Genomic DNA, 25,736 nt, shown 5'->3' on the forward strand with positions numbered 1-25,736 from the left:
CGCCGATGCCACGACGGCGGCGGGCATGACATCGGGGCTTGCCGTTGTATCCATTGCCAAAAGCTATGACAAAAGAGCGGTTTTAACCGACGTCTCGTTGTCGGTGGCCAAGGGCGAAGTGCTCGGCCTGCTCGGTCCCAATGGCGCGGGCAAGACAACCTGTTTCTATTCGATTATGGGGCTGGTGAAACCCGATAGCGGCCGAATCATGCTGAATGGCGAAGACATTACCCGCTTGCCCATGTATCGCCGCGCGATATTGGGCCTGGGCTATCTGCCGCAAGAAACCTCAATTTTTCGGGGCATGACCGTTGAGCAGAATATTATGGCGGTGCTCGAAATGGCCGAACCCGACCGCGATGCACAGCAATCGCGGCTGGATACGCTGCTCGATGAATTTGGTCTTACCCGGCTGCGCACGGCGCCCGCGATGGCGCTATCGGGTGGTGAGCGGCGGCGCTGCGAAATTGCGCGCGCTTTGGCGGCCAATCCGTCGATCATGCTGCTCGACGAACCGTTTGCCGGGATCGATCCTTTGTCGATTTCCGATATTCGCGATTTAATTAAAGACCTGAAAACGCGCGATATCGGCGTGCTCATTACCGATCATAATGTGCGCGAAACGCTCGATATTGTCGACCGGGCCTGCATCATTTATGGCGGCCAAGTGCTGTTCGCCGGTACGCCCGAAGCGCTGGTTGCCGATGCCAATGTCCGCAGGCTTTATCTGGGCGAAAGCTTTGCAATGTGATCTGCGCCTATGCTTAAACATAACCAGTTTTCCGCCATCATCATCTCTGGTTAAGCCATGGCTTTATCCCCCCGCCTTGATTTACGACAAAGCCAGTCGCTGGTCATGTCGCCGCAAATGCAGCAGGCGATCAAGCTGCTGGCGTTATCATCGGTAGAGATCGAAGCCTATATTAGCGAAGCCATTGAAAAAAATCCGCTATTGGAATCAGGCGGCGAGGATATTTCGCGCGATACCGATAGCAGAGCGGAGAGCGAGAGCACACCAGCCAGCAACGACGCGGCGATGGGCAGCGATGAAATATTAAACAGCAATGCGGTGTCGGGCGAAAATGCGCTCGACGTCGATTATAATAGCGAAACCTATCATAGCGACAGCGCCAGCGACGGCATCACCGATGGGGGGGGCAACCGGCGCAGCGGCAGCGCGGACGATATGCTCAGCCTGTCGGGCGGCGGCGCGATTGGCGCAGATAGCAGCAGCTTTACCGATGGCCCGGACTTCGACCGTTTCGCCGCGGCCGATATATCCCTGCGCGATCATTTGATGATGCAAGCAGGCTCGGCGCTGTCCGGCCGGGAATATCTGCTGGTGCAACAATTGATCGAAAATATCGAAAATAGCGGCTATTTAGGTACCGACCTGCTGGGCCTTGCCCACCGGCTCGGCGTGCCGATGGCGGAAATGGAGGCGGCGCTCGAAAAGCTGCAAACTTTTGACCCAACCGGCGTGGGGGCGCGCAATTTGTCCGAATGTATCGCGCTGCAAGCCAAAGAGGCCGACCGCTATGACCCGGCTATGGCGCGGTTGATTGATAATCTTGATTTGGTCGCGCGCGGCGGATTTGATCAATTGAAACGGCTATGCCGCGTCGATGATGAAGATTTGCGCGATATGCTGTGCGAATTGCGCAGCTATGATCCCAAGCCTGGGTCGCATTTTGGCGAGGAAGAAGCGCGCGCCGTAACGCCGGATATTTATTTGAACCCACGCGGCGATGGCTGGACCGTCGAATTGAACAGCGCCAACCTGCCCCGCTTGCTGGTCAACCGCAGCTATGCCGCTGAATTGAGCGCAGGCGGAGCGGATAAGGCGACCAAGGCCTGGCTGAATGAGGCGCTGGCCGATGCCCATTGGTTGATCAAAGCCATGGATCAGCGGCAACGAACGATCATCAAAACCGTATCCGAAATCGTAAAGCAGCAGGATGGATTTTTCCGCCATGGTGTCGCGCATTTGCGGCCCTTAACGCTGCGCCAAGTGGCCGAGGCGATTGATATGCACGAATCCACGATCAGCCGCGTGACCAGCAATAAATATCTGTGCTGCGACCGGGGACTGTTCGAATTGAAATATTTCTTCACCAGCGGCGTTGCCTCCGACGACGGCGAAGGCGCATCGGCAGAAGCGGTAAAAAGCCAGATAAAGGCCTTGATCGACGGCGAAGGCGACAAGATTTTGTCCGATGACAAGCTGGTCTTGCTGCTCAAAAAATCAGGCTTTGATCTTGCCCGCCGGACGGTGGCCAAATATCGGGAAGCTATGGGAATAGGATCATCGGTGCAGCGGCGGCGGGCACGGAAAATGGGCGGCTGAACGAAGTCAAAGCGTTTCGGTGTCTATGTGCAAGTCCTAACTCACTCCATTATTTCAGCCGCAGCGCCAACCGGGGCGCTGACCACGGCATCGGCCAATTTCTGACCCGATAGCCACGCCGATTCCACCCGGGGACGGGTCAACCAATCGCCGCAGCATCCCAGGCCCAATTCGCCATTCCATAGCATTCCGGCCCCTGCGCCTTCTCCGCTCGGCCGCGCAAAACGCCAACGATGCGCTGCGGACACGGCCGGTTCAGGCAAAGCCGCGCCGGTGACATCAGAAAGCGCCGACAGCAAAGCCGATTCAATATGCGCCGCATCGGCCTCCAAATAGCTTTGCGACCAAGCGGGCGTTGCTTGGATCACCCAGGTTTCCTCCGCGCTGCGCTGCGGCTTGGCTCCGCCGCGCGCGGCCCACCCAATCGCGCCAATTTCGCGGATCGTGTCGGCATCAATTTCCAGCCTTTCGTCAAAAGCCGCCATCACGGTCCAACAGGGCAGCGACGATACGGTTTCGGCCTGCGCCGCCATCGCAGCGTCCCATGGGGCGACCAGCGGCGATACTTGTTCGGCGGGGACCGCGACGATCACCGCGTCATAGCGGCTATCACCGATATTTGCGCCGCGCAGCTGCCACCCATCTGGCCGGCGCTCTATTGTTTCCACCCGCGCGGACCAATGCACATTTTGCTGCGCCGCCATATGCCGTATCGGGGCATTCATCGTCGGCGTTCCTACAAAAGCATCGTCGCCCGCCTCGCTCCATTTTGCGGCGACGCCCTCTTCCTGCCAGCGCAGTACCGTTTCGGCAAAGCCGGCATCGCGCACCGTGAAATATTGCGCGCCATGGTCGAAATGCACATCGCCCGCTGGCCCTGCCATGCGCCGCGTCGACATTCGCCCGCCCGGTCCGCGTCCTTTGTCAAATAAAGTGACGCTGTGCCCCGCCTCGGCCAATTTTTCGCCGCAGGACAGTCCCGCCATACCGGCTCCGATAATTGCTATCTGCATAAATACCCTTTCGCGGCCCTGCATAAGGCGGCGAGGTCGCAATCACCATTTGGGCTTTTGCCCTATATAGCTGGCAAGCGGCGGTTATTCACCATCATCCTGCACGATTTTCATCACGCGCAGCTTGTCAATTTTGCGGCCGTCCATATCCACCACTTCAAACCGCCAACCCTGATCGGAAAATGCTTCGCCCTCTTCGGGTAAATGCCGCAGCAAATAGAGCGCATGACCCGCCGCCGTCGCATAATCGCGATCTTCCGACAGGCGGATATCCAGCGCATCGGCCATCGCGTCCGCCGCCATGCTACCCGATATCAGCATCGATCCATCCTCGAGCGTCACGATACTCGGCGCGCTGCCTTGTTCCTGATCCGACGCAAATTCGCCAGCAATGGCCGATAATAGGTCATTGGGCGTCACGATGCCTTCAAAATGGCCATATTCGTCATGCACGAGCAGCATCGGCACTTCGGATGAACGCAATATTTCGAGTGCGTCCATCGCATCCAGTTGATCGGGTACAATTTCCGCCTTGCGCATCAATTTGCGGATATTGAGCCTTTTGCCCTTAATCTGCGCAATCACAATATCGCGCGATTGCACCACGCCGATAATATCATCGGTATCCTCGCCAGTGACCGGCAACCTTGTATGCGGCGAGTCGACCAGCGCGGCGCGCACATCATCGGCGCTGGCATCAACCGAAATCCAGTCCACATCGGTGCGCGGGGTCATCACCTCGCGCACTGGGCGGTCGGCAAGCCGCACCACGCCTGCAATGACTTTATGTTCATGCTCTTCGATCAGGCCCGCATGGGTTGCCTCGGCAAATACCACCCGCAATTCCTCTGCAGATAGCGCTTGGCGCGAATCGCGGCGCAGACCAAGCAGCCGGAATATCAATGCGCTCGATTGATCGAGCAACCATACGAAAGGCGCGGTGATGCGGGCCATCCACTCCATCGGGATAGCCATCGCCGTCGCAATGCGTTCCGGCGCGACCAGCGCAAATTGTTTGGGCACCAATTCGCCGATGACGAGCGACAAATATGTGGTGATGCCTATCACGATTCCAAATCCGGTGGTTGCTGCCCAGCCCGCGTCCATCCCCAAATATACCAGCCGTTCGGCCACGGGACCACCCAGCGTTGAACCCGAATAGGCGCCTGCGACAATCCCGATGAGCGTAATCCCGATTTGCACGGTGGACAGAAACTTGCCCGGATCGCTGGCAAGCCGCAGCGCCGCAACCGCTCCATTGCTGCCTTGATCAGCCGCAGCCTGCAGCTTGGCCGTGCGCGCCGATACGATGGCGAGTTCCGACATAGCGAACACACCGTTCAGCGCAATAAACGCCAATATGATAGCCGTATCGATCCAGGGAAAAGGGGTTAGTGTCATGGGACTTGTCATTGCCTTTAATCAATTTGCGGCTTTTGGCAATATTTACAAGTTGAAATCCCGCTCAATCAGCTTCTGTTCATTTTCAAAAATGGTATAAGCGACGCCAGCGGATCGAAATCTAACGCCGTGCGTTTGATGAAGATTGTGCCTGGATAAAAAGGAAAATTTTATGAATAAGACCCGCAAAATCGCTCTCATCGCCGCATTGGCTGCATTGCCGTTATCGGCCTGTGTCACCAATCCGGAAACCGGCAAGAAATCCATTTCCAAAACCGCAATTGGCGGCATTGGCGGCGCGCTTGGCGGATATTTACTCGGCGACCTGGTTGGCGGAAAGCGCGACCGGACCGAAAAAATCGTCGGCGCAGGCATTGGCGCAATCGCTGGCGCTGGTGTTGGCTATTATATGGATCAGCAGGAAAAGAAATTGCGCGAACAGACCGCCGGAACCGGGGTCAATGTGATCCGCGATGGTGACAATCTGGTGCTCGATATGCCGTCTGATGTCACATTCCCGGTAAACAGCTACAGCGTGCAGCCTGAATTTCGTCAAACGCTGGTGAACCTTGCCGGGACATTGCGCGAATATGAAAAAACCTATGTCGATGTGCTGGGCCATACCGATTCGACTGGATCGGATGCCTATAATCAAACCTTGTCGGTAAACCGTGCGCAGTCGGTGGCGCAGATTTTAACCGGCAATGGCGTGCAAAATGCCCGCGTTGCAACGCAAGGCTATGGTGAAAGCCAGCCCAAGGCAAGCAACACCACCGAAGAAGGGCGCGCCGCCAACCGCCGCGTTGAAATCCGTTTGGTCCCTGTTACCGAAGGATAAATACCATCATCACTCAGCGGCGAGATATGTGCGGGCATTGTCCCGGGTTATCTCGTCGCTGACGATGCTTTCGCGCATATTGTATGCTTCACCCGTTCCATAATCAAAAATGATGTCGTCCAATTTCCATTGGCCATCCTGTTTCACCCATATCATTTGGTCCGTCCACCGGGCGATTTCGCCTTCATATTGAAAGGACAAAGCCATCATCACTTCGGCGCGGCCGTCGCTGACGGTGACATTTTCAATTTCGTGGCCAGTCATCCCTTCATAACTGCCAATGAAAATCGGGCCTTCGCGGATCAATTTTTCATCCGTGCTGGTAACCTTACCCAGCGCGATCAATGTTTCGAGATAGGGGCATAATTCGGCCTGTAATGCGCTGGATAATTGGCTGCGAAAACCAAAATCATCGCAGCTCACCCCGGTATAACGAGCATCGCCGAACCTGCTATCGGCATAAAGGGCCAGCGCGCTTTTCCTGACATGGCCAGCATCAGCACCATCCTGCGGCGCGCATGCCAAAGTAGGTGAAACCAGTAGGACCGAAAAAGCGGCCATTCCCATCATCCATTTCATATGGCGGATCCTTTCAGCAATTTCGGCAAGCTACCGCTTTCGCCGCGTGCTTCGGACATGAAAAAAGCCTTGGCGGGCTTCGTCCGTTGCACCATGGCCATGCCCAAACGGCGCACCGCGCTCGCCGTTTTGCCTGGCACAGAAAATAGCCGGTTCAATCCATCGGTGGCCACCGCCACCATCATCGTATCGACACTGCGCCACTTGCCATAGCGTTCCAGCAGTTGCGCATCGCCCAGATCGAGCCCCAAACGCACCCCATCCACCAGCACCTCGGTCAGGCTGGCCACATCGCGCAGCCCCAAATTCAACCCCTGCCCGGCAATCGGGTGGATGCCATGCGCGCTATCACCGATCAGCGCGAGCCGCTGCTCCGTGATCTGTCCCGCATGATGAAAGCCGAGCGGATAGCTGGACAGCGGCGCGGCCAGTTCCACTGCACCCAGCATATGCCCCATCGCCTTTTCCAATTCAGCCGCAAAGCCGCGCGGCGATAATTTCAAATAAGCAGGCGCATCGCCCCGGGTTTGCGACCATACAATCGCGCTGCGGTGGCGGCCATCTGCATCATCCAGCATCGGCAGAACCGCAAAAGGTCCGGTGGGATAAAAAATTTCATAGGCGATATTCTCATGCGCTTTTTCGTGGAAAATCGCTCCCACAATCGCGGCATGATCATATTGCCAATGCGCAATTTTCAGGCCCGCTTCCTCGCGCGTCTGGCTCTGCCGCCCTTCCGCCACGATCAGCAATTGCCCGGTCAGGATAGAACCATTGTCCAGCGTGACGCGCACCGCACCTGCATCGCGCAGCTTTTCCGTTATCTGCGCGGGCATATGCAAATGGATCAACTCGCTGTCCTGCGCAGCGGCCAGCAATGTCCGGCGCAGCAGCTTATTTTCAAACATTTGCCCCAGATAGCCGTCATCTTCGCCGGGAACAAAATCCAGTTCGCCCGGTTTCAACCCGTCGCTCACCCAAATCTGTTCAATCGGGCACCCTTTGCCCGATAGCGCGCCGCCCAAACCAATGGCCTCGAACATTTTCATCGAAGAGCTGGAAATAGCCGAGGTCCGGCCATCAAAACCGTCGGCCATCATCACCGCCGGATCGGCGCGATCAACAATATGGCTGCTAATCCCATGCGCCGCGAGCGCCAAACCCTGTGCCAGACCAATAAGACCGCCACCGATGATGATGACATCTGCTGATGCTGATTCGGATTGCGCCATGTTGATCCTTTTGATTCTGCTTTTATTTGCTGGGATAGTAAGGCCGATAATCCGCGCTGCAAAGTGCAAAACTTGGCAGGACTCTTGACGGGGAGTCACTCCTCGGCGCAAAAGGCGTGTGGTTAACAATATTCATCCAAAGGCATCTTCATCCATGGCGACAAGCGCCCGAAAATCTGCGAGCAGGACCACATTGACGGGTTGGCGCGAAATGATGCGCCAATCGATCATCCGCAGCGGCACGTTAATTGGCGCAATTGCCCTTTTGCTTTTCGCGCTTTTTTACGCGCTATCGGTACTCAGCTATTCCCCCGCCGATGCCGCCTTTAACAGCGCAGCGGACGGTGTGCGCCATAATTGGATGGGGACCGCGGGCGCTTATTTGGGGGATGGCGCGCTGTTCCTATTCGGCCTGCCTGCTATTCTATTCCTGCCGCTGATGCTCGTGATCGCGCAGCGGCTATGGAAAGATGTGCCGCAACCGCGCTGGCGGCGGCAATGGCTGCTATGTCTTACTGGAATATTGCTGTTGGGTTTCGGCATGGCTTATTGGCAAAGCGGCAGCGACATTGGTCTGCCCGGCGGATGGGGCGGCGCGTTCGCGCTGCTGTTGGAACGGTTGGCCGCCGCCGCCGTCGCTATGGCATCAGGCGGATGGACGGCATTGCTGCGCTGGGCCCTTATTATCGCGAGCCTGTTAGGCGGAATCGCGGTGGTGATCAAATCATTAGAACTGGAACGGCCCTTGTTGCGTATGCCGGCATTGCCGTTGCCCCAGATACCGTCCATGCCCGCCATGAAAAAGAAGCAGACGGCAGATGATACTGCACCCGAAACCGAGGAAAAACCAGTCAAAGCCGCTCCGCGCAAAATCGTGGAACGCGAAGAACGGCGCGCGCCGGAGATCAGCGAACGAAAACTGGCCCCGCAAAAAGCCAATTTTTCAACCGGCGCAAGGCAGGGCGATTTTTTCGGCAGCTACGCCTTGCCCTCGGTTGACCTGCTCGACCCGCCGCCGCCCAATGCCGCGCCGAAATTGGACAAGGCGGCGCTGGAATCCAATGCCCGCCTGCTGGAAACTGTGCTCGAAGAATATAGCGTGAAGGGCCAAATTGTCGCGGTGCGCCCTGGCCCCGTCGTCACCATGTATGAGCTGGAACCTGCGCCAGGGATAAAGGCAAGCCGCGTGATCCAGCTGGCTGAGGATATTGCCCGCAATATGTCCGCCTTGTCGGCCCGCGTCTCCGCCATTCCGGGCCGTACGGTAATGGGTATCGAACTGCCCAACAGCCATAGGGAGATGATTTCGCTCAATGAAATGGTCGGCTCCGACGCCTTTGCCGAACAAAAGGGCACATTGCCGATTATCTTGGGCAAGAATATCTCCGGCGATCCCGTTATCGCCGATTTGGCCCCGATGCCGCATCTGCTGGTCGCGGGAACCACCGGTTCGGGTAAGTCGGTGGGGCTGAATAGCATGATATTGTCGCTGCTATACCGGATGACCCCCGACCAATGCCGGATGATTATGATCGATCCCAAAATGCTGGAGCTGAGCATTTATGATGATATTCCGCATTTGCTCTCGCCCGTCGTAACCGATCCATCAAAAGCCGTCCGGGCGCTGAAATGGGCGGTGGAGCAAATGGAAGAACGCTACCGCATGATGTCGTCTTTGTCGGTGCGCAACCTTGCCAATTTTAACGAAAAAGTCCGCGCGGCAAAGGCCAAGGGCGCGCCGTTGGGACGCAAGGTGCAAATTGGCTATGACCCGATGACCGGACAGCCGCAATATGAGGAAGAAAGCCTCGAATATGAACCCATGCCGCAAATTGTGGTGATTGTGGACGAACTTGCCGATTTGATGATGACGGCAGGTAAAGAGGTCGAATTCCTGATCCAACGTATCGCGCAAAAAGCGCGAGCTGCGGGCATCCACCTGATCATGGCGACGCAGCGGCCATCGGTTGACGTTATCACCGGCGTGATTAAGGCCAACCTGCCCACGCGCATATCCTTTCACGTCACCAGCAAGATCGACAGCCGCACGATATTGGGCGAACAAGGCGCAGAACAGCTGCTCGGCAAGGGCGATATGCTTTATATGGCGGGCGGCAAAGGGCTGACCCGTATTCATGGGCCGTTCGTGTCCGATGATGAGGTGCGCCGCGTCGCCGATCATTGGCGCGCGCAAGGGCAGCCCGAATATATCCAAGCCGTGACCGAAGAACCCGAAGATGGCGGCTTTGCCCTTGATGGTATTGGCGACGACGACAATCCCGAAGATGCGCAATATCGCAAAGCCTGCCAGATTGTTTTCGAAAGCCAGAAAGCGTCGACCAGCTGGATCCAGCGGCAATTGCGCATTGGGTATAATAGCGCGGCGCGGCTGATCGACCGGATGGAAGAAGATGGTTATGTCAGCGCCCCCAACCATATTGGCCGCCGCGAAGTGTTGCGTGATCAAAATGGGGAGCCGATTTAACCCCAGATCATCACGCGAAATTTGCGGGCTTATGCGGTTCACGCTCTATTCAAGCCCGGGCCGCTACCTCCGATTATAGATTGTTGCAATTCAACAGGATAAAAGACGTTATGAATAAATATCTTACCGCCATCATCGCTGCACCTATTGCGTTGGTCGCCACCGCGCCTGCACCGGCGCAGCAGTCATCCGGCAAAATGGATATCGTGGTGCAGCATATGAAATCGGTCGGCACGATGACCGCCAATTTCACCCAAACCGACGGAGCGGGGCGCAGCGTGGGCGGCAAGCTGCTGCTGAAACGGCCGGGCCATGTTCGTTTTGAATATACAGGCGATACGTCGCTGCTGATCGTCGCCGATGGCAAAGCGCTCACCATGATCGACTATGCCGTCCGGCAAGTGCAAAGATGGCCGATCAAAAACAGCCCGCTGACCGCTTTGCTCGATCCCGGTCAGGACCTGCGCAAATATGGAAAATTACAATCGACCAGCAGTGACAAGGTAATCAGCGTCGAGGTCCGCGACCCTAGCCGGCCAGAATATGGGACGATGACATTCACCTTCACCAAAGATGCCAACGCGCCCAGCGGCTACACGCTTTATGGATGGGTGGCGCTCGATTCCAAAAATAATCGGACCACGGTGCGACTCGCAAATGTAAAATATAATGTCGCCATATCGGATAAGAGCTTTAACTGGACCGATCCACGCCGCCGGGGACGGAAATAACGGTTAACTGCGGTTAACAAGCGGCGAAACGAGCCTTTGGGCACGACCAACCGGTAACATGAACGGCTTTGTTCATGTAAATGACAGGAAAGCAATTGTATAAAAAAGACATCGAAGGAGGGTTGTTGTGAGGTTTTCCCCCTGTTGCCCGCAGCAATAAACTTTCCCTCGATATCCGCGTGACGAACGCAAGCTTAGCCCTCACTCCAAATGCCCCCGGAGTGAGGGCTTTGCTTTGTCCGGTGGCTGCACAATATCGGCGCCTGCGACATACGCGCCACCTAGAAACATCCTTGCCCCTGTGCACAAGCGGCTCTAGAGCAAGTCCCCATGTCAAACAGCCTTCGTATCGCATCTTGGAATATCAATTCTGTCCGCGCCCGCCTCGATATTGTCGAACGCTATTTGCGCGAAGAGGCACCCGATATATTATGCCTGCAAGAAACCAAGGTCACCAATGAGCTGTTTCCCGAAGGCCCGTTTCGGCAATTGGGCTATCGCAATTTCGCCATCAATGGCATGCCTGCCTATCACGGCGTGGCGATCATCAGCAAAATTCCGCTGCGCAATATCGAAAAGCTGGATTGGCAAGCCAATGGCGAAGCGCGCCATGTCGGCGTCGAAATTGACGGAGGCATCCGGATCAACAATGTCTATATTCCCGCAGGCGGTGAGGTGCCCGACACCGATGTGAATTCAAAATTCGCTCAGAAACTGAATTTCCTTGGCCGGATGACCGAATGGTCGCAAACGATAAGCGGCAAAACATTGCTCACCGGTGATTTCAATATCGCACCGCTTGAACATGACGTGTGGAGCCATAAGCAGCTGCGCAATGTGGTCAGCCATACCGAGATTGAAATTGACCTGCTCGCCAAATTGCAGGCAGCGGGCAATTGGGTCGATCTGGCGCGTGAATTTGTCGATCACTCGCAAAAGCTCTACACTTGGTGGAGCTACCGCGCGCAAGATTGGGAGAGCGCCGATAAAGGCCGCCGGCTCGACCATATGTGGGTTACCCCCGATTTGAAGGACAAAGCGAAAAGCCATCTCGTCCATAAAATGTGCCGCAGCTGGGGCAAGCCATCCGACCATGCGCCGATCGTTACGGAATTTGATTTTTGACAGGCGGCGCACCTCATTCGGCGAAACAGGCGGCCCGCGCCATTGATGCGCTGCGCCGGGGATGGCCGGTCCGGGTGCACGGGGAGCAAGCCGCCATAACCGTGGTTGCCGCAGAAACCGGCGGCGCAGACAAGGCGGGCGCGATGCTGCTCTCCGCCGCCCGTGCTGCGACCCTCAAACTCACCAATCAGCGCGCGGCAGGCGATACCAGCCTGCCCGTGATGATCGCCATGCCGCCGCAATATGATGCCGGGTTGGCCATGGCGATTGCCGACCCTGCGCTCGATCTGCGTTACCCGATGAAGGGGCCATTTGGGGCATTGCCGCTACCCGATGATGCGGCGGCATTGGCTGCGATGGAATTGGCCCGCCATGCCGGACTGCTGCCCGCATTTCTTGTCAGTGACGGCGACAGTGATACCCGCGATGGCGATGATATTGATAATGTCACCCCGGCGCAAATTGCCGCTTATGCCGATTCCCATAATATTCAAATCGCGGCGCGGGCGCGGTTGCCGGTGTCGGCATCGCAGGAGGCAGAAATCATCGCCTTTCGCAGTATCGCCGATGCCACCGATCATATTGCGCTGATCATTGGGACGCACGATGGCAGCGTGCCCATCGTCCGGTTGCATAGCGAATGCCTGACCGGCGATGTGCTGGGCAGCTTGAAATGCGATTGCGGGCCGCAGCTGCATGAAGCTTTGGAGCAAATGGCGGCGACAAATTGGGGGATACTCCTGTATCTAAGGCAGGAAGGGCGCGGCATTGGTTTGATCAATAAACTGCGCGCCTATGCGTTGCAGGATCAAGGGTTCGACACGGTTGACGCCAATATCCGCTTGGGCTTCGCCGTCGATGCCCGCGATTTTTCCATCGCGGCGCAAATGCTTCGCTTGCTGAATGTCAGTACGGTCAAATTGCTGACCAACAATCCCGAAAAAGTCGCGGGGCTAGAGGCGCAGGGCCTATCAGTGGCAGAGCGTCTGCCGCTGCAAATCGCCGCCAATCCGCATAATCGGCATTATCTGGATACGAAGCGCGAACGCACCGGGCATAAGCTTCGATAATCCCGCTCTAATTGGCCCCTAAAATCCTTCGGGGAGCAGATTTTCCGGTGGACCCTCATCGCCTTGTTTGGGCTTTGCGCCCTCCCCGTTGCCTTTGTTACCGCCTTTATTGCCGCCGCCGGACTGGCGCCCCAATATCTCATCGACCCAGGCATCATCCGCTTGGTTGGAACGAATAGCCTCATCGACCTGATTGGGATCAACCTCTGGCACCCCTTCAATCGGCAGCCCATTTTCGTCTACGAATATCGTGCCGTCATCGCCCTCTGCGGGCGCGGTTCCCTCTTCGTCGAGCCGTTCAGGGAAAGTGACATCGGTGTTGAATTTTTCCACCGGACGCTTGGCCACTGCCACGCGCATGAACGCAGCAAAAGCGCTGGCCGGAGCGCGGCCGCCCTGCAAATCACCCACGGGCTTCGCATCATCGCGGCCCATCCAAACGCCGGTGGTCAACCCGCTCGAAAATCCGACAAAATAACCATCCTTATTGCTGCTGGTTGTGCCGGTTTTGCCTGCGGTAGGCCGGCCAATTTGCGCGCGGCGGCCGCTGCCCGTTTCAACCGCGCTTTGCATCAGATCGATCATTGCGCCTGCAACATAAGGCTCAACCAATTGGATCGATTTGGGCGGCTTTGCCTGGTAAATCACATCGCCGTCAATCGTGGTAACCTTGGCGATACCATAGGGCTCGAGGCTGCGGCCATTGGCGGCGACTTGAGCAAAAGCGCGGGTCATATCGATCAACCGCGTTTCGGACGTGCCCAGCACCATCGACGGGCTGGTATTGATCTTTGTCGTGATACCAAACCGCCGCGCCATATTGGCGACCGTGCTGGTCCCCACTTCATTCCCGATCAGCGCCGCGATGGTATTTTTCGAATAAGCAAATGCGGTGCGAATAGTGATTTCGCCGGAATAGTTGCCGCCGCTATTTTTGGGTTGCCAGCCGTCTATATCAATGGGTTCATCAACCACTTTATCCTCTGGTTGGAACCCAGCCTCCAACGCGGCCAGATATACGAACAGCTTCCACGCCGATCCCGGCTGACGCTGCGCGGTGACGGCGCGGTTATAATTGCTGGTGACATAGTCGGTGCCGCCCACCATTGCCCGAACCGCCCCATCGCGGTCGATGGCAACCAGCGCCCCTTGCGCCCCGCGCGGCGCATTGGCCTGTATTGCCGCCGTGCCCACGCGCTGCATATTCAGGTCGATCGTTGTCCATACATCGAGCGGCTTTTCACGCTCCTTGATCAACCCATCCAGCTGCGGTAGCACCCAATCGGTAAAGTAACGCACGCTATTTTGCGGTTTATCTGCGGTCAATTTGACTTCGGCCGGCTTCACCGATGCGGCCTGCGCTGCGGTAATCATGCCCGCATCTTGCATCACCTCAACCACGACCTTTGCGCGGCCCAATGCGGCCTTGGGATCGGCGGTAGGGGCATAGCGCGAGGGCGCTTTAACCAGACCCGCAATAATCGCCGCTTCGGATAGCGATAATTTTTCCGCACTATGACCAAAAAACAGCCTTGAGGCGGAATCGACACCATAAGCGCCGCCGCCGAAATAGACTTTGTTCAGATATAATTCGAGTATCTGATCCTTGCTGAATTTGGTTTCCATCGCCATGGCGAGAATAATCTCCCGCATTTTTCGGCCAAATTCCTTATTGTTATTCAGATAGATATTGCGCGCCAATTGCTGCGTTATGGTCGATCCGCCTTGCGCGAAATAGCCGCGCTGAAACCGCACCCAAAAAGACCGGCTGATCCCGATGGGGTCGACGCCCGGATGGCTGTAAAAACGGCGGTCCTCCACCGCGACCATTGCATCCTTCATCTCAGGGGGAAGCTCATCGATGGTCAGCCAGCGGCCAAAGCTTGGGCCGATGGACTGTATCACTGTGCCATCGGCGGCGCGCAGACGGATCATCTGCCCATTGGGCGACGCTTTCAAATCTTCGAAACTATCAATTTCGCCGCGAGCAACCGCAACAAATATGCCGAGCACCATCACGCCCATCAGGCTGGCGAATATCCCGGTTTTCACGAGACGCCAAAACCAGAGCTTCACCCGCCCCTGCTGCTTGCCCGCTTTTTGGGCGCCATTATTTTTACGTGCCATAGACAGCAGGTGTTACTGACAATGACCTGCCGCCACAAGTGAATTTGATGTGCAGGAACCGTGCAGCTTCAGGGTTTGGACCTCGGGTCAGGCCCTATTAATTCTGGCGCCATAAAAATCGATTTTTTCATAATATTAACCTCTGATTGGCTATCCTCTGCTGACTTCAGGGGGTGGATGATGAAATCGATATTCAAAGGTTATCTGAATATTTTTAATTTTAGGGGGCGAACTCCACGCCGAGAGTTTTTCCCTTTCTTCATCGCCAATATATTCCTGTATTTCGGGGCGTCACAAATCGTGATTGTTCAAATGTTAATGCAAATGATAGCTAATGGCTCCGAGCTGCAAAAAAACGAGCATTATCAAGCCGCTTTAGAGCAATCTACGATAGAACTCACGATATTCATGTATCAAGCAACAGCTGTCATTGCGGCTGGAATAGGGATTTCACTTGGCGCGGCTGTGTTCCGCCGCGTTCATGACAGCGGTGGTAAGACATTGATTGTGAAAATATTCGCTCTGGTTTTCATATCTGAAATACTAATGCTTTGGTTTGCCGGACCGCAGATGGCAGAAGCCGCCATTACCGAGCGGACGAAAATATACATGGTTTTGATGCAGACTTTGAACGCCGTGCTTTTGGTCACTGGCTTTGCGATATTTATCGCAATTCTTAAGCCAAGCGAACTTGATCATAATGAATATGGTCCAAATGATGATCCGAACCGTTTCGAAAATTTACGCGAAGACATTGCCTCTATAAAAATACCTGCGCGTAGCTATGCCATTCCGAAAGGTTTCGGAACGAAACAAGAGGATTAGGACTTCCCGCCACGCCGCGATTTATTCCTCGGCGTCAAATTCCAACGCGGCGCTGTTGATGCAATAGCGCAGGCCGCCTGCCTGAACCGGGCCGTCGGGGAAAACATGGCCCAAATGCCCATCACAAGCGGCGCAGCGCACTTCGGTGCGGACCATGCCATGGCTGGTATCGACATTTTCTTTAACCACTTCGGCGTCGGCAGGCGCGGTAAAGCTGGGCCAGCCGCAGCCGCTGTCAAATTTGCTGTCCGATGCAAATAATTCCGTCCCGCAACCTGCGCAAAAAAAGCGACCTTCGCGTTTTTCATCGGTCAGCTTGCCGGTAAAGGCGCGTTCCGTCCCCGCCTCGCGCAGCACATGATATTGCATCGGGTCGAGCTGAGCTCGCCATTCGGCATCGGTTTTTTCAATCTTTTTCATATCCGCAATGTGTGATGCCCCGCCCGCTTCGTCAAGGCTTGACGGCTTTACCGCTTATTTACCACATATGTTGTAATTTGAGGGGATGATTGGAATCCGCCTCTCTTTACTGGCCGCCGCCTTTACCGCGGTAATCCTGTTGCCCATCGGCGCAGCGCGCGGCGACGTGTGCCGCTTGTGTGAGGCCGCGCCGAGCGCCAGTAACGCGCCCAAGGGGCCAGATACGCCGATCAGCATCGACATTACCACGCGGCTCAATTTCAGCCGCTTTGCGATGGCTGGCACCGGACAAAGCGGACAGGTGAAGATCAATCCGCAAAGCGGCACGGCGCAGGTGCAGGGCGGTCTCGTTGATCTAGGCGGCTATTCGCTGGCGGGAACAGCAGTGATCCGGGGCGAACCAGGGCGGCAAGTGCGCGTCGATATGCCCGCCTCGATTCAGATGACATCATCCACCGGCGGCACCATGACGCTGGCCGAATTGCAGACCGATTTGGGCCCTGCGCCCCGGCTCGACGCATCGGGTGAGCTGCGTTTTTCCTTTGGCGGTGCGCTCCAAGTAAGCGGCAGCGTATCGGGCAAATTTCGCGGGCGGATCCCGATCACTGCGCAATATGAGTAAACCCGGTTAGCCCGCGCGGGCGGCGGCGCGGGCGATTTTGGTCAGCTCTTCTTCCAATATCACGGTGCCCAGCTCTGCTTTGACGCTCATCACCCTTTGTTCAATATCAATCAAATGGCCATTTAGCCCGGCGAGCCGCACCGCAGGCCAGCGGATCAGCTGTGCCTCCACCGATTCTTTTTCCTTAAAGAATATCGACGGGGTCGCGCGCACCACAGCGCCCGGCGATGTCCCCTGCTCCACTTTAGCGCGCAGCCCGATCAGCAACGCCACCTGACGCTGCATCGCGCGGATAATGCGCACGGCATCCACCCCCATTTGCCGGTTGTTGAGCAATTCCCCGCCGAGCGCGCGCAATTTTCCGCCCAGCACATGATTGATCAGCGCCTGCACATTTTCCTCGCCGGTTTCCGCCGACAATTGTTCAAATGCGGCCATATCCACCGTCACCGGATTATCCGGCGAGGCGTCGTGATAAAGCGCCAATTTTTCCACCTCCATGGCCGCCAATTTGCGGTCTTGGCCGGTATAGCGCGCAATCCGCAGGGCAAGCGCCCGGTCCATACGCAGCCCCTGTTGCTGTGCGAGGGCCGATATGGTGGCCGCCGCCTGACCTTCGCCGGGCGGATAGCAGATATAGGTGAGCGCTTGTTTTGATCCTTCGGCAAGTTTGCGCAGCTTGCTGGTTTTCTTCAAATCACCCGCGGTCGCGATCACGGGATTGCCGCCCTGATCGGCGCCCAGCAAATTTTCAAAGGCATTCAACGCCTCTTCGCGCCGCATCGTCAGCCGGATATAACGGCTGCCGCCAAATAGCGACAGCGACGAAGCTTCATCGGCCAATAATGCCGGGTCTTTACGAATATGTTCGCCGTCCAGATCAACCCGCTCGGCCTCCTCCCCCAAGGCCGCAGCCGCGCGGGCGGCAATATCCGATATGGCCGACGCATCTTGGCCAAATATCAGGAACAGGCGGATATCTGGCCGCGCGGTGACGGCGCCGATAAATTCGCTTTCGCTGAGTTTTTTGGGTCCGCTGCGAAAGCTCATTGCTGCTGGCGGGCGTAGAGCGACAGCCGAGCGACAATCATGTCAGCAAGCTTTTGCGACAGATTTTCGAGCGCGGCATTTTCCCCGGCGATGGTGGCATATTCGCTGCTCACCACGTCAATACCGGCGTCCGATCCGGCGGTTGCATCGACCACCGTTTTGCCGCTTTGCGTGTCAATCAATTGATAGCGCGCGCGCAAGGTGCGGCGTTCGCGGGTCACCGTGTCATCGCTGCGCACGCCGAGCCCCTCAATGCTGTCATCCAGCTTCACCACCAGCCTATATCGAACCGATTCCCCTGCACCGCTATTCAGCCGGTCTTGCAGCGCATTGCGCATCAGCCAGCCGGATTTGCCCTCAATCGGATCGACCGAAACCGTGTCGAGCGTGCTGGCAACCGCGCCGGTGCTGCCGCCGCTATAAAGCGGTTTCAACCCGCAGGCCGTGAGCGCCGCGCAGCATAGGATAAGGGCAAGGAAACGGATCATATCACAATATTCACCAAGCGGTCGGGAACCACAATCACTTTGCGGACCTCGTGACCCGCAATTGCAGATTGAACTTTCTCGCTGGCCATTGCAAGCGCTTGCAGCTGATCTTGCGGAAGGCCCTTGGCCGCTTGCACCGTATCGCGCAGTTTGCCCTTCACCTGAATGGCGATTGTCACCTCGTCATCGACGAGCAGATTTTCATCCACTTCGGGCCATGGCGCATCGGCGATGAGGCCTTCGTTGCCAAATCGTTCCCACGCTTCCTCGGCCAGATGGGGAACCATTGGGCTGGCGAGCAGAATGATACGGTGGATAGCTTCGTTACAGCTTTGCGAGGGCGGCGCCTTTTCAATGGCATTGGCCAGATCGTAAATTTTCGCGACCGCCTTGTTAAAGGCCAGCGCCTCAATATCTGCGGCAATGCCGGCTGTCGCCTGATGCATTTTGCGCTCGATGGCCTTGTCATGCCCTGCGGTGCGGGTCACCGAACCTGCAAGCCGCCACAGCCTTTGCGTAAAGCGCCAGCAGCCTTCAATGCCCGCCTCCGACCATTCCAGATCGCGCTCGGGCGGACTATCGGACAGCATGAACCACCGCACGGCATCGGCGCCATATTGGTCGACAATGTCATCGGGATCGACGACATTTTTCTTCGACTTGGACATTTTCTCGATGCGGCCGATTTCCACAGGAATGTCAGTCCCTTTCAAAAACAAGCCGTTTTCTCTGCGTTCAACATCTTCAGGCGAATCCCACATATAAATAGGAGGGTTCATCTTGACGCCATTTAATGAATCCACTGCAACATGCCGGTAGGTAGCATGCGTCACCATGCCTTGCGTGAACAGCGAAGCAAAGGGCTCCTTCACATCGATCATGCCAATATGGCTGAGCGCCCGGGTCCAGAAACGCGCATAGAGCAAGTGCAAGATCGCATGCTCCACCCCGCCAATATATTGATCGACCGGAAGCCATTTTTCGGCGGTCAATTTGTCGAACGGGGTGTCACCCGGCTGGCTAGCAAAGCGGATGAAATACCAGCTGCTATCGACAAAAGTATCGAGCGTATCGGTTTCGCGCCGCGCCGCGCCGCCGCATTTCGGGCATTCCGCCTTGCTCCATGTCGGATGCCGGTCGAGCGGGTTACCGGGTATGTCGAAACTGACATCTTCGGGCAGCTTCACTGGCAATTGATCTTCCGGCACAGGCACCGCGCCGCAGGCGTCACAATGGATGATCGGGATCGGCGTGCCCCAATAACGCTGACGGCTGACACCCCAATCGCGCAGGCGATATTGCGTCTGACCCTGTCCCCATCCTTCGCTTTCCGCCTTGGCAATCACGGCGGCTTTCGCTTCATCGATATTCATGCCGTTGAGGAAATGGGAATTCACAATCTGGCCCGGCCCGGTATAGGCCGTGTCGCCGTCAAAATCGCTATCGGTTTCATCACCTTCGGCAACGACGCGGGTGACATTCAGGTCATATTTGCGCGCGAAATCGAGATCGCGCTGATCATGCGCGGGGCATCCGAAAACCGCACCGGTGCCATAATCCATCAGCACGAAATTGGCGACATAGACCGGCAAATGCCAACTGGGGTCGAGCGGATGAGCCACGCTGAGCCCCGTATGGAACCCTTGTTTTTCCGCCGTATCAATTTCCGCCGCCGTTGTGCCGCCTTTTTTGCATTCGGCGATAAATTCCTGCAATGCGGGGGCATTTGCGGCCAACCGCTGCGCCACCGGATGATCGGCGGCGATGGCGACAAAGCTTGCCCCATACATGGTGTCGGGCCGCGTCGTGAAGACATCAATGCCGTCATCGCTGCCGACGAATTTGAAGGTGCAGCGCAGGCCCTGAGATTTGCCGATCCAATTTTCCTGCATCAACCGCACCTTGTCCGGCCAATGTTCAAGATCGCCCAAACCATCCAGCAATTCTTCGGCAAAATCGGTGATTTTCAGGAACCATTGCGATAATTTGCGCCGCTCCACCTCTGCGCCGCTGCGCCAGCCTTTGCCGTCAATGACTTGTTCATTGGCCAGCACGGTCATATCCACCGGGTCCCAATTGACCTCGCTTTCCTTGCGAAAGACAAGTCCCGCCTCGAATAATTTCAGGAACAGCGCCTGTTCATGGCCGTAATATTCGGGCTCACATGTGGCGAGTTCACGCGACCAGTCGAGCGCAAAACCAATACGCTTCAACTGTTTTTTCATATGGGCGATATTGTCGCGGGTCCAGCCGCCGGGATGCACGCCTTTTTCCATTGCGGCATTTTCCGCTGGCATCCCAAATGCGTCCCAGCCCATCGGGTGCAGCACCTCAAACCCGCGCATCCGTTTATAGCGGGCCAGAACATCGCCCATCGTATAGTTGCGGACATGACCAATATGGATCCTGCCCGACGGATAAGGAAACATTTCCAGCACATAACTGCGCGGTTTTTCGCTGGCGTCATCGGCGCGAAATATGCCGCGCTCTTCCCATATTTTTTGCCACCGCGCGTCGGCGACGTGCGGGTTAAAACGTTCATTTTCGCTCATAAATGCTTATCCGCTGATCGCGCTACGGCGCAGGTCGCGCGCCTTGGTCAGGATGATTGCTTCCATTTTCTGCACCGTGGCCGCGCGCATTGGCGCGTCAATCCATTGGCCATTTTGCGCAATTTGCCGCGAACCCGCCACCCGCAGCGCATCGGCGCGCAAGTCCTGATCAAGGATAGACACGGTCAACTTCACCCGCTCTCCGGGCGAATTGGGGTTCACATACCAGTCGGTTACAATCACGCCGCCCGCGCTGTCCGCCTGTGCCAGCGGCAATTGCGACAAGGCATCAAGCGATGCCCGCCACAAATAGCTATTGACGCCGATAGTGTTGATCTTGCTCGCCGCCAATTCCGTATTGGGGCGGTCTTTTTTACCGCAACCTGAAATCAGCAATGTGCCGGCGGCCAAAATGAGGGCGAATTGATTGCGGTTCATGATCGGTCCTTGAATTTCTTTGGATGAATGTCAGCCTCTATATCGGCTTTGCTGGCGGGAGCAAGCTTTCCCGATGCTGAACCGCGCGTGATTTTTCGTTCAGCTTGCAGATAGGGAGCCTGTTTTATGTGTGCGATATGCAACATTATTTGAAATATCGGCTATTTCTGGGCGATAAGCCTTTTTTGTGAAGCCATTACGGTCTATGTAAGGTCCACAGGGAGTCGAATGTGTCAATCATGACCAGCAAAGTGAAATCAAAACGCAAATATGCCATGGTAACAGCATCGCTGCTGGCGGCTTCTGTTTTTGCTTTTTCACCGATCCTCTTTCCCGCTTTGGCCGCCAATTTGGGTGGCGGAAAAATAACCGCGAATCAATTGCTTGAAAATTTCACGCCTGCTGGCGTCGATAAAAGGCTGGCGGCCAAATTCCGCGCCGACGAAAAAAATGAAGCGGTCAAAATTAACAATAGCCGTTTTGCTTTCACCCCTGCGGGCGTGAAAAATGTGCCTGGCCGGACGATGACCATTGCTGCGCGCACCGATTCGCCGCTATCATCGAAGGCGGTTTCCATTCGGTCCGCGATTGCATCAAGCGAAGCTGGCACGGCCACACCGATCCGTTTGGCCAAATCCGATTTCCGTTTGACCGCATCCAAGGGTTGGAAAGGTTTTTCTGCTCCGGTTGAACCACGGCAAGCGGTCCGCGCTCCGATTGCCAATCTGGATGTCGCAGCCGGTAGCTTCCGACTCGAAGACGATAGCGCACCGAAGAAAAGCCGCTTTGGCGCTGACATGCGCGTCGCCAAAGACCGCAGCGTCGTTCCAAGCGCCAATGGCAATGCCGCAGCTGGCGATTACAAGGTTGATCTGGAAGGTAGCTTCTCCGTTACCAAACGCGTGGCGGTTACCGCAGGTGTCCGTTATCAGAGCGATCGCGACCGCGTGGCGCCGGCGGTCAGCGACCGCAACGACAGCGAAGCCGTATATGTCGGCACAAAAATTCGTTTCTGATCGCTTTGGTTAAGCCGCTTTGCGGTCCGCATTTCTCTGCCGCCGACGCATATTCCAAATTTTTGAAAGCGTCGCGTTAATCAGCGATTTTGAGGTCTATACCGGCTTATCACCGATATGCCGATATTCCCGCCCAGCCATGGACGATGCGTTTATCCTGCATTCGCCCGCGCGCGGCGGTCATGCCCCCTAGCACAATTATCGCGGCCCGCCCGCTGTGCATGGCAATGCGGCGGAAACGAGTCATGCCCATGGGCCGCGCACCGGGATGCGAGGCCGTGGCATAAAGCGGAGAGACCAATATCATCTGCGCCCCTTTTCGCTTCGCCTGCGCCAATTCGGTTACATCATGCACTGGCGCGCTGCGGGGCAGCTTGCTGCGTCCCGCAGGGCCGCTGCGGCTGTGAAAGCCATCGGCATGGCAGCGGATCGCCTGCCGCTCATTGCCCGCCCAGAAGACGAAATGCCCGCGCCTGCGGCAGATACGGCGCACATCGCGCAGCAACGCCGCCCGCTGCTGTTCCGGCAAATGATAATGCCGCACTATAACGCCAGAGCCGGTGCGAAGCCGCTGCACCGCCGCCAACAACCCGCCGCCCAAACGCGGATCGGTCATCAACCACCGGCGCGGCACCGCCCGCAGCTTGCCCGCCGGCCGATAATATATATGTCGAAGCGCAGGAGGCGGGTTTTTGTGGCGGCGCGGCATTGCATCTTCTATAGCGCGGGGCGATGACAAATGCGATAGAAGAGATCAGGGCCGAAATGGCCAAAGCCGCGAAAATTGCCGGGCGCAAACCGCAGGATGTTAGCCTGATTGCGGTATCGAAAACCCGTACGCCCGATGAAATTCGTCCGCTATTGTCCGATGGCCAGCGCGTATTCGGGGAAAACCGGGTGCAAGAGGCAGCGGCAAAATGGCCCGAATTGCTGGCCGATTATCCCGATGTCACGCTCCACCTGATCGGACAGCTGCAATCCAACAAGGCGGCAGAGGCGGTGGCGCTGTTCGATGTCATTCATTCGGTAGACCGCGCCTCACTGATCACCGCATTGGGCAAAGCGATGAACGCCGCCGGAAAATCGCCCGACTGTTTCCTGCAAGTCAATATTGGCGGCGAAGCGCAAAAGGGCGGATGCGCGGTCGGTGGTATTGCGGATTTATTGACGCTGGCACAGCAGCAGGGCGTGCCGATCATTGGCCTAATGTGCTTACCGCCCGCCGACGTCGAAGCCGCGCCCTATTTCGCGCTGCTATATGAATTGGCGCAGCGGCACGCCCTGCCTGCTTTGTCGATGGGGATGACCGCCGATTATCAAACCGCGATCATGCTGGGCGCGACGCATATCCGAATTGGCACCGCATTGTTTGGACCGCGCAGCGCCTGACCGCAGCGGATGACAAGAGCGGCTTAATCGGGCGCTTTATCCTTATTATCCTTATTATCCTTATTATCGCCGCTGCGTTTTTCCTTACGCTGCGCGGCGCGTTCCTCCCGCGTTTCGGGGGCGACGAAGCTGATCAGCATATCGCCCGCTTCGGCGACGGGTTGATCGGCGGTGGTAAAGAATATCAACCGATCGTCGGGCTTAACCAGCGCCAATGGCTCTTCACCCTCATCCAAATTGGCGACATAGTCTTTCCAGCCAAATTTGTCGCTCAGCCGCGTTTTGCTAAATTGCCATCCGTCGCGCAATCTTTCGTCCAATATGTCATAGCAAGTGCCGCTTTTGAACAATATCCGGCCGCGCCCCTCATCACGCATATCGCCAATGTCGGCATCCATGCGGGTGATTTTTTGATAGCCAAATTCCGGCCCCAAATCGCCCGCGACGAGCCGGTTATGGCTGTCATTATCGGTGGCAATCAACATTTGTTGAAAGGATTGCAGGTCAATGTCATGGCTATGCGCTTCTTCGGCCAGATCGCCGAGGACGGTTTCAATTTCGGCCCGGCGGGCATGGCGCAATGCGGCGCGGTTATGGTCGTGGATGACCGCGCGAATATCCATATTTTTCAGGAATCGCGCAAAAGCAACGGTCCAGCGGTTCGCGCCGACGATTAAAATATCCTCGCCCTTGCCCTGATCCAGACCCAGCTTGCGCGCGACCCAGCCAGCGGAAAAACCATGCGCGATGATCGTGGTGATGACCACCGCGAATACCAGCGGCACCAGCGCATCGGCGCCTTCATAGCCTTCATCCACCAGCCGCAGCGCGAATAGGCCAGTGACCGCAATAGCGACGATACCGCGCGGCGCGATCCAGGCAATAAACAACCTTTCACGCCAGGGCACATCGCTAAACATCAGGCTGGGCAATACGGTGAGCGGACGAACAACAAACAACAGCAGCGCCAAGAAGACCACAAATTGCAGCTGGAATTTCTGCATTGTTTCCCAATCCAGCGTTGCCGATAATAAGATGAAGACACCGGAAATCAGCAGGACGGTCAAATCTTCCTTAAACCGGCGCAGCGCGCGGCTGGAAAAAACGGGCCGGTTCGCCATCACCACGCCCATGATGGTCACCGTGATCAGGCCCGATTCATGCATGATAAGGTCCGCGCCGACAAATCCCGCTATCACTGTAATCAGCATCACCGGCGCTTTGAGATATTCGGGCACATGGCCGCGCATGAAAGCCCAGGTTAAAATCCAACCGAGCAAACCGCCGATGATTGCAGCGATCAAGCTGGGGCCCAAGACCGAGATGATGACCGTAGCCATTTGGGCGTCGGCGCCAAATTCGTTGCGATATTGGATATAGGCAAAAATACCGATGGCGAGCAATGCGCCAATCGGATCATTCACGATCCCTTCCCATTTCAAAATATCGCGCACCCGGTTGCCGACCCGCATCGACCGCAGCAACGGCCCGATCACGGTCGGACCTGTCACCACCATAATGCCGCCAAATAAAGCAGCGACCAGCAAGGGCAGGCCCGCGCCATAATAACCCGCCGCGGTTGCAAGGCCCCATCCCAATGGCACACCGATGATGACAAGCCGCAACACGCCGCTGCCCGCGTGGCGCAAATCCCGGAAATTGAGGCTAAGCCCCCCTTCAAACAGGATAATGGCAACCGCCAATTTGACGATCGGATCCAACAAATTGCCAAAATCATTTTCGGGATCAAGCAACCCCAGAACCGGGCCTGCCAAAATCCCCGCCAGCAGCATCAGCGCAATCGCCGGACGGTTAATCCGCCACGCCACCCATTGTGCGCCCACGCCCAATATCCCGATCAGCGCGATCTTAATGAGTAGGGAGTCTATGTAAAACATTATGCCGGTTTATGGGAGAGTTTCGCCCGCTTGGCCAGTTAAAACAACGATATGGCCCGCTTAGGCGCTTTCAGCGTGGATCGCAGGACG

23 protein-coding genes are annotated in these 25,736 nt (G+C 56.5%); 11 read left to right on the top strand and 12 right to left on the bottom strand.

Going from position 1 to position 25,736, the window contains the following annotated elements; all coding sequences use genetic code 11:
- Positions 1-25 precede the first annotated feature (25 nt).
- A complete protein-coding gene (gene lptB, locus ACFOWX_RS13110) occupies positions 26-751 on the top strand; it encodes an LPS export ABC transporter ATP-binding protein (protein WP_381425075.1) in 726 nt (241 codons plus the stop codon).
- A gap of 57 nt (positions 752-808) precedes the next feature.
- A complete protein-coding gene (gene rpoN / locus ACFOWX_RS13115; RefSeq protein ID WP_381424834.1) occupies positions 809-2,347 on the top strand; it encodes an RNA polymerase factor sigma-54 in 1,539 nt (512 codons plus the stop codon).
- Between the two features lie 41 nt (positions 2,348-2,388).
- Here the strand turns inward: rpoN and ACFOWX_RS13120 are convergent, their stop codons facing one another.
- Both ACFOWX_RS13120 and ACFOWX_RS13125 read right to left on the bottom strand, forming a co-directional pair.
- Positions 2,389-3,360, bottom strand: coding sequence for an NAD(P)/FAD-dependent oxidoreductase (locus tag ACFOWX_RS13120; RefSeq protein ID WP_381424836.1), 972 nt, complete (start codon positions 3,358-3,360; stop codon positions 2,389-2,391).
- Between the two features lie 84 nt (positions 3,361-3,444).
- The gene (locus ACFOWX_RS13125) at positions 3,445-4,761 is read right to left on the bottom strand and encodes a hemolysin family protein (RefSeq protein ID WP_381424839.1); all 1,317 of its coding nucleotides are present in this window, start codon (positions 4,759-4,761) and stop codon (positions 3,445-3,447) included.
- A 172-nt stretch (positions 4,762-4,933) separates the two neighbouring features.
- Here ACFOWX_RS13125 and ACFOWX_RS13130 point away from each other — a divergent pair, with 172 nt between their 5' ends.
- Entirely contained in the window at positions 4,934-5,599 is a 666-nt protein-coding gene (locus ACFOWX_RS13130) for an OmpA family protein (RefSeq protein WP_381424841.1), read from the top strand.
- Positions 5,600-5,608: 9 nt separating this feature from the next.
- On the opposite strand, the gene ACFOWX_RS13135 is transcribed toward ACFOWX_RS13130, so the two are convergent.
- Together ACFOWX_RS13135 and ACFOWX_RS13140 are read right to left on the bottom strand one after the other, a co-directional pair.
- Positions 5,609-6,178 (bottom strand): hypothetical protein, encoded by a 570-nt coding sequence (locus ACFOWX_RS13135; protein ID WP_381424843.1) that lies wholly within the window; start codon positions 6,176-6,178, stop codon positions 5,609-5,611.
- Positions 6,175-7,410, bottom strand: coding sequence for an FAD-dependent monooxygenase (locus ACFOWX_RS13140; RefSeq protein WP_381424845.1), 1,236 nt, complete (start codon positions 7,408-7,410; stop codon positions 6,175-6,177). The genes ACFOWX_RS13135 and ACFOWX_RS13140 overlap by 4 nt, the downstream gene beginning before the upstream one ends.
- 154 nt (positions 7,411-7,564) lie before the next feature.
- Between ACFOWX_RS13140 and ACFOWX_RS13145 the strand changes: the two genes are divergently transcribed.
- The 4 genes from ACFOWX_RS13145 to ribA all read left to right on the top strand — a co-directional run bounded on the left by ACFOWX_RS13145 (position 7,565) and on the right by ribA (position 12,821).
- Positions 7,565-9,895 (top strand): FtsK/SpoIIIE family DNA translocase, encoded by a 2,331-nt coding sequence (locus ACFOWX_RS13145; protein WP_381424847.1) that lies wholly within the window; start codon positions 7,565-7,567, stop codon positions 9,893-9,895.
- Positions 9,896-10,005: 110 nt separating this feature from the next.
- Positions 10,006-10,626: a LolA family protein gene (locus ACFOWX_RS13150; protein ID WP_381424849.1), complete on the top strand. Its 621-nt coding sequence runs from the start codon at positions 10,006-10,008 to the stop codon at positions 10,624-10,626.
- Between the two features lie 330 nt (positions 10,627-10,956).
- Positions 10,957-11,751, top strand: a complete 795-nt coding sequence (gene xth / locus ACFOWX_RS13155; RefSeq protein WP_381424851.1) for an exodeoxyribonuclease III — start codon at positions 10,957-10,959, stop codon at positions 11,749-11,751.
- Positions 11,748-12,821 (top strand): GTP cyclohydrolase II, encoded by a 1,074-nt coding sequence (ribA, locus tag ACFOWX_RS13160; RefSeq protein WP_381424853.1) that lies wholly within the window; start codon positions 11,748-11,750, stop codon positions 12,819-12,821. Before xth ends, ribA begins: the two co-directional genes overlap by 4 nt.
- Positions 12,822-12,839: 18 nt before the next feature.
- Here ribA and ACFOWX_RS13165 read toward each other — a convergent pair whose 3' ends face one another.
- The gene (locus tag ACFOWX_RS13165) at positions 12,840-14,948 is read right to left on the bottom strand and encodes a transglycosylase domain-containing protein (protein WP_381424855.1); all 2,109 of its coding nucleotides are present in this window, start codon (positions 14,946-14,948) and stop codon (positions 12,840-12,842) included.
- Between the two features lie 177 nt (positions 14,949-15,125).
- On the opposite strand from ACFOWX_RS13165, the gene ACFOWX_RS13170 reads away from it, so the two are divergent.
- The gene (locus ACFOWX_RS13170) at positions 15,126-15,773 is read left to right on the top strand and encodes a DUF805 domain-containing protein (RefSeq protein WP_381424857.1); all 648 of its coding nucleotides are present in this window, start codon (positions 15,126-15,128) and stop codon (positions 15,771-15,773) included.
- Positions 15,774-15,794: 21 nt separating this feature from the next.
- Here ACFOWX_RS13170 and msrB read toward each other — a convergent pair whose 3' ends face one another.
- A complete protein-coding gene (gene msrB, locus ACFOWX_RS13175) occupies positions 15,795-16,193 on the bottom strand; it encodes a peptide-methionine (R)-S-oxide reductase MsrB (protein WP_381424859.1) in 399 nt (132 codons plus the stop codon).
- An 85-nt stretch (positions 16,194-16,278) separates the two neighbouring features.
- Here msrB and ACFOWX_RS13180 point away from each other — a divergent pair, with 85 nt between their 5' ends.
- The gene (locus tag ACFOWX_RS13180; protein ID WP_381424861.1) at positions 16,279-16,815 is read left to right on the top strand and encodes a DUF4402 domain-containing protein; all 537 of its coding nucleotides are present in this window, start codon (positions 16,279-16,281) and stop codon (positions 16,813-16,815) included.
- 6 nt (positions 16,816-16,821) lie between these two features.
- Here the strand turns inward: ACFOWX_RS13180 and holA are convergent, their stop codons facing one another.
- The 4 genes from holA to ACFOWX_RS13200 are packed head-to-tail and all read right to left on the bottom strand — an operon-like array spanning position 16,822 to position 21,343.
- Positions 16,822-17,865: a DNA polymerase III subunit delta gene (gene holA / locus ACFOWX_RS13185; protein WP_381424863.1), complete on the bottom strand. Its 1,044-nt coding sequence runs from the start codon at positions 17,863-17,865 to the stop codon at positions 16,822-16,824.
- On the bottom strand, positions 17,862-18,353 hold the full coding sequence (gene lptE, locus ACFOWX_RS13190; RefSeq protein WP_381424865.1) for an LPS assembly lipoprotein LptE: 492 nt from the start codon (positions 18,351-18,353) through the stop codon (positions 17,862-17,864). Before lptE ends, holA begins: the two co-directional genes overlap by 4 nt.
- Entirely contained in the window at positions 18,350-20,905 is a 2,556-nt protein-coding gene (gene leuS / locus ACFOWX_RS13195) for a leucine--tRNA ligase (RefSeq protein ID WP_381424868.1), read from the bottom strand. The genes lptE and leuS overlap by 4 nt, the downstream gene beginning before the upstream one ends.
- 6 nt (positions 20,906-20,911) lie before the next feature.
- Positions 20,912-21,343 (bottom strand): DUF3576 domain-containing protein, encoded by a 432-nt coding sequence (locus tag ACFOWX_RS13200; protein WP_381424870.1) that lies wholly within the window; start codon positions 21,341-21,343, stop codon positions 20,912-20,914.
- Positions 21,344-21,573: 230 nt separating this feature from the next.
- Between ACFOWX_RS13200 and ACFOWX_RS13205 the strand changes: the two genes are divergently transcribed.
- Entirely contained in the window at positions 21,574-22,359 is a 786-nt protein-coding gene (locus ACFOWX_RS13205; RefSeq protein ID WP_381424873.1) for a hypothetical protein, read from the top strand.
- Positions 22,360-22,468: 109 nt separating this feature from the next.
- Here ACFOWX_RS13205 and ACFOWX_RS13210 read toward each other — a convergent pair whose 3' ends face one another.
- Positions 22,469-22,975, bottom strand: coding sequence for a thiamine phosphate synthase (locus ACFOWX_RS13210; protein WP_381424875.1), 507 nt, complete (start codon positions 22,973-22,975; stop codon positions 22,469-22,471).
- Positions 22,976-23,091: 116 nt separating this feature from the next.
- Here ACFOWX_RS13210 and ACFOWX_RS13215 point away from each other — a divergent pair, with 116 nt between their 5' ends.
- A complete protein-coding gene (locus ACFOWX_RS13215; RefSeq protein ID WP_381424877.1) occupies positions 23,092-23,748 on the top strand; it encodes a YggS family pyridoxal phosphate-dependent enzyme in 657 nt (218 codons plus the stop codon).
- Positions 23,749-23,771: 23 nt separating this feature from the next.
- Here ACFOWX_RS13215 and ACFOWX_RS13220 read toward each other — a convergent pair whose 3' ends face one another.
- Positions 23,772-25,646 carry a cation:proton antiporter gene (locus ACFOWX_RS13220; RefSeq protein ID WP_381424879.1) on the bottom strand — a complete coding sequence of 625 codons (1,875 nt, stop codon included), beginning with the start codon at positions 25,644-25,646 and terminating at the stop codon, positions 23,772-23,774.
- Positions 25,647-25,736: the final 90 nt, after the last annotated feature.

This window comes from Sphingorhabdus arenilitoris, assembly GCF_042651485.1.
Taxonomy (GTDB): domain Bacteria; phylum Pseudomonadota; class Alphaproteobacteria; order Sphingomonadales; family Sphingomonadaceae; genus Sphingorhabdus_B; species Sphingorhabdus_B arenilitoris.

What these genes read in the sequence shown, in the direction of transcription:
- lptB (WP_381425075.1), top strand. Translation starts at nt 26, where the DNA reads ATGACATCGGGGCTTGCCGTTGTATCCATTGCCAAAAGCTATGACAAA.
- msrB (WP_381424859.1), bottom strand. Translation starts at nt 16,193, where the DNA reads ATGAAAAAGATTGAAAAAACCGATGCCGAATGGCGAGCTCAGCTCGAC.
- ACFOWX_RS13210 (WP_381424875.1), bottom strand. Translation starts at nt 22,975, where the DNA reads ATGACCGATCCGCGTTTGGGCGGCGGGTTGTTGGCGGCGGTGCAGCGG.
- ACFOWX_RS13135 (WP_381424843.1), bottom strand. Translation starts at nt 6,178, where the DNA reads ATGAAATGGATGATGGGAATGGCCGCTTTTTCGGTCCTACTGGTTTCA.
- ACFOWX_RS13165 (WP_381424855.1), bottom strand. Translation starts at nt 14,948, where the DNA reads ATGGCACGTAAAAATAATGGCGCCCAAAAAGCGGGCAAGCAGCAGGGG.
- ACFOWX_RS13215 (WP_381424877.1), top strand. Translation starts at nt 23,092, where the DNA reads ATGACAAATGCGATAGAAGAGATCAGGGCCGAAATGGCCAAAGCCGCG.
- ACFOWX_RS13150 (WP_381424849.1), top strand. Translation starts at nt 10,006, where the DNA reads ATGAATAAATATCTTACCGCCATCATCGCTGCACCTATTGCGTTGGTC.
- ACFOWX_RS13170 (WP_381424857.1), top strand. Translation starts at nt 15,126, where the DNA reads ATGATGAAATCGATATTCAAAGGTTATCTGAATATTTTTAATTTTAGG.
- ACFOWX_RS13120 (WP_381424836.1), bottom strand. Translation starts at nt 3,360, where the DNA reads ATGCAGATAGCAATTATCGGAGCCGGTATGGCGGGACTGTCCTGCGGC.
- ACFOWX_RS13130 (WP_381424841.1), top strand. Translation starts at nt 4,934, where the DNA reads ATGAATAAGACCCGCAAAATCGCTCTCATCGCCGCATTGGCTGCATTG.
- ACFOWX_RS13125 (WP_381424839.1), bottom strand. Translation starts at nt 4,761, where the DNA reads ATGACACTAACCCCTTTTCCCTGGATCGATACGGCTATCATATTGGCG.
- holA (WP_381424863.1), bottom strand. Translation starts at nt 17,865, where the DNA reads ATGAGCTTTCGCAGCGGACCCAAAAAACTCAGCGAAAGCGAATTTATC.
- rpoN (WP_381424834.1), top strand. Translation starts at nt 809, where the DNA reads ATGGCTTTATCCCCCCGCCTTGATTTACGACAAAGCCAGTCGCTGGTC.
- xth (WP_381424851.1), top strand. Translation starts at nt 10,957, where the DNA reads ATGTCAAACAGCCTTCGTATCGCATCTTGGAATATCAATTCTGTCCGC.
- ACFOWX_RS13140 (WP_381424845.1), bottom strand. Translation starts at nt 7,410, where the DNA reads ATGGCGCAATCCGAATCAGCATCAGCAGATGTCATCATCATCGGTGGC.
- ACFOWX_RS13220 (WP_381424879.1), bottom strand. Translation starts at nt 25,646, where the DNA reads ATGTTTTACATAGACTCCCTACTCATTAAGATCGCGCTGATCGGGATA.
- ACFOWX_RS13145 (WP_381424847.1), top strand. Translation starts at nt 7,565, where the DNA reads ATGGCGACAAGCGCCCGAAAATCTGCGAGCAGGACCACATTGACGGGT.
- ACFOWX_RS13200 (WP_381424870.1), bottom strand. Translation starts at nt 21,343, where the DNA reads ATGAACCGCAATCAATTCGCCCTCATTTTGGCCGCCGGCACATTGCTG.
- lptE (WP_381424865.1), bottom strand. Translation starts at nt 18,353, where the DNA reads ATGATCCGTTTCCTTGCCCTTATCCTATGCTGCGCGGCGCTCACGGCC.
- ACFOWX_RS13180 (WP_381424861.1), top strand. Translation starts at nt 16,279, where the DNA reads ATGATTGGAATCCGCCTCTCTTTACTGGCCGCCGCCTTTACCGCGGTA.
- leuS (WP_381424868.1), bottom strand. Translation starts at nt 20,905, where the DNA reads ATGAGCGAAAATGAACGTTTTAACCCGCACGTCGCCGACGCGCGGTGG.